Source organism: Rhodoferax sp. TH121 (genome assembly GCF_002251855.1).
In the GTDB taxonomy this organism is placed as follows: domain Bacteria; phylum Pseudomonadota; class Gammaproteobacteria; order Burkholderiales; family Burkholderiaceae_C; genus Allorhodoferax.
This window is the reverse complement of sequence record NZ_NOXW01000010.1, coordinates 1-5,607: the sequence shown is the minus strand read 5'-3', so window position 1 is coordinate 5,607 and position 5,607 is coordinate 1. Positions and strand designations below refer to the sequence as shown.

The 5,607-nt window shown below is 50.3% G+C and carries 2 tRNA genes and 3 rRNA genes; all 5 read left to right on the top strand.

The window, feature by feature from the left end:
• Window positions 1-279 precede the first annotated feature (279 nt).
• The 5 genes from CHU94_RS00250 (at window position 280) to rrf (ending at window position 5,596) form a co-directional block, all read left to right on the top strand.
• A 16S ribosomal RNA gene (locus tag CHU94_RS00250) occupies window positions 280-1,814 on the top strand.
• 96 nt (window positions 1,815-1,910) lie between these two features.
• Window positions 1,911-1,987 (top strand) — tRNA-Ile (locus CHU94_RS00245).
• A 24-nt stretch (window positions 1,988-2,011) separates the two neighbouring features.
• Window positions 2,012-2,087 (top strand) — tRNA-Ala (locus CHU94_RS00240).
• A 364-nt stretch (window positions 2,088-2,451) separates the two neighbouring features.
• Window positions 2,452-5,329 (top strand): 23S ribosomal RNA (locus tag CHU94_RS00235).
• A 154-nt stretch (window positions 5,330-5,483) separates the two neighbouring features.
• Window positions 5,484-5,596: ribosomal RNA gene (gene rrf, locus CHU94_RS00230) — 5S ribosomal RNA — on the top strand.
• The 16S, 23S and 5S rRNA genes sit together here with 2 tRNA genes alongside, the layout of an rRNA operon.
• Window positions 5,597-5,607: the final 11 nt, after the last annotated feature.

Genomic DNA, 5,607 nt, shown 5'->3' with positions numbered 1-5,607 from the left:
AAAAATCTTTTGCTTAATTTGACAATGCTTCAAAAAGTGTGTCATAATTCAAGGCTTCGCTGATCACAGCAAAGCAAACGAAACAAGGTAAAAATTGTTTCTGATCATTAAAAATCTACAGCCGATAAGCGTGGGCGTTTGAAGGTAGTTGCCAAGTTCTTTGGAACTAAGTCGCAAGACTTTAAACGCTCATGAAGTAAAAAAGATGTGAAAGTCAGAGATGATATTCACGTCGATTCCAATTTATGAGTTGCTCGAAAGGGCAAAACAATCAAGATCGAACTATAGAGTTTGATCCTGGCTCAGATTGAACGCTGGCGGCATGCCTTACACATGCAAGTCGAACGGCAGCACGGGAGCAATCCTGGTGGCGAGTGGCGAACGGGTGAGTAATATATCGGAACGTGCCCAGTCGTGGGGGATAACGCAGCGAAAGCTGTGCTAATACCGCATACGATCTATGGATGAAAGCGGGGGATCGCAAGACCTCGCGCGATTGGAGCGGCCGATATCAGATTAGCTAGTTGGTGGGGTAAAAGCCCACCAAGGCGACGATCTGTAGCTGGTCTGAGAGGACGACCAGCCACACTGGAACTGAGACACGGTCCAGACTCCTACGGGAGGCAGCAGTGGGGAATTTTGGACAATGGGCGCAAGCCTGATCCAGCAATGCCGCGTGCAGGATGAAGGCCTTCGGGTTGTAAACTGCTTTTGTACGGAACGAAACGGTCTCTTCTAATACAAGGGGCTAATGACGGTACCGTAAGAATAAGCACCGGCTAACTACGTGCCAGCAGCCGCGGTAATACGTAGGGTGCGAGCGTTAATCGGAATTACTGGGCGTAAAGCGTGCGCAGGCGGTTATGTAAGACAGATGTGAAATCCCCGGGCTCAACCTGGGACCTGCATTTGTGACTGCATAGCTAGAGTACGGTAGAGGGGGATGGAATTCCGCGTGTAGCAGTGAAATGCGTAGATATGCGGAGGAACACCGATGGCGAAGGCAATCCCCTGGACCTGTACTGACGCTCATGCACGAAAGCGTGGGGAGCAAACAGGATTAGATACCCTGGTAGTCCACGCCCTAAACGATGTCAACTGGTTGTTGGGTCTTCACTGACTCAGTAACGAAGCTAACGCGTGAAGTTGACCGCCTGGGGAGTACGGCCGCAAGGTTGAAACTCAAAGGAATTGACGGGGACCCGCACAAGCGGTGGATGATGTGGTTTAATTCGATGCAACGCGAAAAACCTTACCCACCTTTGACATGTACGGAATTCGCCAGAGATGGCTTAGTGCTCGAAAGAGAGCCGTAACACAGGTGCTGCATGGCTGTCGTCAGCTCGTGTCGTGAGATGTTGGGTTAAGTCCCGCAACGAGCGCAACCCTTGTCATTAGTTGCTACATTCAGTTGGGCACTCTAATGAGACTGCCGGTGACAAACCGGAGGAAGGTGGGGATGACGTCAAGTCCTCATGGCCCTTATAGGTGGGGCTACACACGTCATACAATGGCTGGTACAGAGGGTTGCCAACCCGCGAGGGGGAGCTAATCCCATAAAGCCAGTCGTAGTCCGGATCGCAGTCTGCAACTCGACTGCGTGAAGTCGGAATCGCTAGTAATCGCGGATCAGAATGTCGCGGTGAATACGTTCCCGGGTCTTGTACACACCGCCCGTCACACCATGGGAGCGGGTTCTGCCAGAAGTAGTTAGCCTAACCGCAAGGAGGGCGATTACCACGGCAGGGTTCGTGACTGGGGTGAAGTCGTAACAAGGTAGCCGTATCGGAAGGTGCGGCTGGATCACCTCCTTTCTGGAAAACTGCAACTTAATTTGAACGCTCACACTTATCGGTTGTTGGAAGGTTGTCGCTAACGATCAGGCTTGCTTGATCCAAAGTGACCGGCTTGGGTCTGTAGCTCAGTTGGTTAGAGCACCGTCTTGATAAGGCGGGGGTCGTTGGTTCGAGACCAACCAGACCCACCATCCCGTCCAATAGTCTATGACCATGGGGGATTAGCTCAGCTGGGAGAGCACCTGCTTTGCAAGCAGGGGGTCGTCGGTTCGATCCCGTCATCCTCCACCATTCAACGATACTTATAAAGTCAACACCAAAGTTGCTTTAAGCCTTTATAGGCTAGAGGCTACTTTGTTGTTGATCAAGATCTCTTGATCAATCGGCTGTTCTTTAACAATTTATAGAGTTTAATCAGCGTTGCTAACAATCTAAGCTGCTTGAGGAAACTGCACATTCGTAAAGGTTTAGTGCAGACCGTGCCTCATGTAGTGGTTAGCAACATAATTTTGATTGCGTCAAAATGAATATCAAACTTCACGTTTGAATTCGAGTTATTCAAGTTAATTGAATACGGCATAACGCGTCAGGTGAAAGACCTGACAGATATTCCTTGTAGATAACTTTAGTTTCGAAAGAAACGTCAAAGTTATAGGGTCAAGTGAATAAGAGCACATGGTGGATGCCTTGGCAATGATAGGCGACGAAGGACGTGATAGCCTGCGATAAGCTTCGGGGAGCTGGCAAATTAGCTTTGATCCGGAGATTTCCGAATGGGGAAACCCACCCTTTGGGGTATCGCATACTGAATACATAGGTATGCGAGGCGAACCGGGTGAACTGAAACATCTCAGTAGCTCGAGGAAAAGACATCAACCGAGATTCCGAAAGTAGTGGCGAGCGAAATCGGAGAAGCCTGCAAGTGATAGCACAAGACATAACGGAACAGCCTGGAAATGCTGGCCATAGCGGGTGATAGCCCCGTACGTGAAATGACCTGTGTGGTACTGAGCTTGCGACAAGTAGGGCGGGACACGAGAAATCCTGTCTGAATATGGGGGGACCATCCTCCAAGGCTAAATACTCATCATTGACCGATAGTGAACTAGTACCGTGAGGGAAAGGCGAAAAGAACCCCGGGAGGGGAGTGAAATAGATCCTGAAACCGTGTGCTTACAAAAAGTAGGAGCCCGCAAGGGTGACTGCGTACCTTTTGTATAATGGGTCAGCGACTTACATTCAGTGGCAAGGTTAACCGAATAGGGAAGCCGTAGAGAAATCGAGTCCGAATAGGGCGTCTAGTCGCTGGGTGTAGACCCGAAACCAAGTGATCTATCCATGGCCAGGATGAAGGTGCCGTAACAGGTACTGGAGGTCCGAACCGACTAGTGTTGCAAAACTAGCGGATGAGCTGTGGATAGGGGTGAAAGGCTAAACAAACTTGGAAATAGCTGGTTCTCTCCGAAAACTATTTAGGTAGTGCCTCAAGTATTACCTGCGGGGGTAGAGCACTGTTTTGGCTAGGGGGTCATGGCGACTTACCAAACCAATGCAAACTCCGAATACCGCAGAGTACAGCTTGGGAGACAGAGCACCGGGTGCTAACGTCCGGACTCAAGAGGGAAACAACCCAGACCGCCAGCTAAGGTCCCTAAAATTGGCTAAGTGGGAAACGAAGTGGGAAGGCTAAAACAGTCAGGATGTTGGCTTAGAAGCAGCCATCATTTAAAGAAAGCGTAATAGCTCACTGATCGAGTCGTCCTGCGCGGAAGATGTAACGGGGCTAAGCCAGTTACCGAAGCTGCGGATTTGCAATTTATTGCAAGTGGTAGGAGAGCGTTCTGTAAGCCTGTGAAGGTGCGTTGTAAAGCGTGCTGGAGGTATCAGAAGTGCGAATGCTGACATGAGTAGCGTTAAAGGGGGTGAAAAGCCCCCTCGCCGTAAGCGCAAGGTTTTCTACGCAACGTTCATCGGCGTAGAGTGAGTCGGCCCCTAAGGCGAGGCAGAGATGCGTAGCTGATGGGAAACAGGTCAATATTCCTGTACCGATGTGTAGTGCGATGTGGGGACGGAGAAGGTTAACTCAGCCAACTGTTGGACATGTTGGTTCAAGCTTGTAGTCGTGCCTGGTAGGCAAATCCGCCGGGCTTAGATGAGGAGTGATAACGAGAGTGCTTGCACTCGAAGTGAGTGATACCCTGCTTCCAGGAAAAGCCACTAAGCTTCAGCTACACACGACCGTACCGCAAACCGACACTGGTGCGCGAGATGAGTATTCTAAGGCGCTTGAGAGAACTCGGGAGAAGGAACTCGGCAAATTGACACCGTAACTTCGGAAGAAGGTGTGCCTTTAGTAGGTGAAGTCCCTCGCGGATGGAGCCCAATGAGGTTGCAAAAAATCGGTGGCTGCGACTGTTTATTAAAAACACAGCACTCTGCAAACACGAAAGTGGACGTATAGGGTGTGACGCCTGCCCGGTGCTGGAAGATTAAATGATGGGGTGCAAGCTCTTGATTGAAGTCCCAGTAAACGGCGGCCGTAACTATAACGGTCCTAAGGTAGCGAAATTCCTTGTCGGGTAAGTTCCGACCTGCACGAATGGCGTAACGATGGCCACACTGTCTCCTCCCGAGACTCAGCGAAGTTGAAATGTTTGTGATGATGCAATCTCCCCGCGGAAAGACGGAAAGACCCCATGAACCTTTACTGTAGCTTTGTATTGGACTTTGAACAGATCTGTGTAGGATAGGTGGGAGGCTTTGAAGTAGGGTCGCTAGATCTTATGGAGCCAACGTTGAAATACCACCCTGGTGTGTTTGAGGTTCTAACCTAGGTCCATTATCTGGATCGGGGACAGTGCATGGTAGGCAGTTTGACTGGGGCGGTCTCCTCCCAAAGCGTAACGGAGGAGTTCGAAGGTACGCTAGTTACGGTCGGACATCGTGACGATAGTGCAATGGCATAAGCGTGCTTAACTGCGAGACTGACAAGTCGAGCAGATGCGAAAGCAGGACATAGTGATCCGGTGGTTCTGTATGGAAGGGCCATCGCTCAACGGATAAAAGGTACTCTGGGGATAACAGGCTGATACCGCCCAAGAGTTCATATCGACGGCGGTGTTTGGCACCTCGATGTCGGCTCATCTCATCCTGGGGCTGTAGCCGGTCCCAAGGGTATGGCTGTTCGCCATTTAAAGAGGTACGTGAGCTGGGTTTAAAACGTCGTGAGACAGTTTGGTCCCTATCTTCCGTGGGCGCTGCAGATTTGAGGAAGCCTGCTCCTAGTACGAGAGGACCGGAGTGGACACACCTCTGGTGTATCGGTTGTCACGCCAGTGGCATTGCCGAGTAGCTAAGTGTGGAAGAGATAACCGCTGAAAGCATCTAAGCGGGAAACTCGTTTCAAGATGAGATCTGCCGGGGCCTTGAGCCCCCTAAAGAGTCGTTCAAGACCAGGACGTTGATAGGCAGGGTGTGGAAGCGCAGTAATGCGTTAAGCTAACCTGTACTAATTGCTCGTGCGGCTTGACCCTATAACTTTGATTCACGAAAGTGTCTCAAGGAAGTTATGCCAAGTTGACGCATTCAAAATACTGACGTGGAGTAATTCACGCAGAGTCAAAAGACAAGCTGATTAGCTCTATAAATTGGTTGCCCAGACCATAGTCTGGGTGACAAAAAGTTATGCCTGACGACCATAGCGACTTGGTACCACTCCTTCCCATCCCGAACAGGACAGTGAAACGAGTCAGCGCCGATGATAGTGCGGATCCCCGTGTGAAAGTAGGTCATCGTCAGGCTATTACAGTGA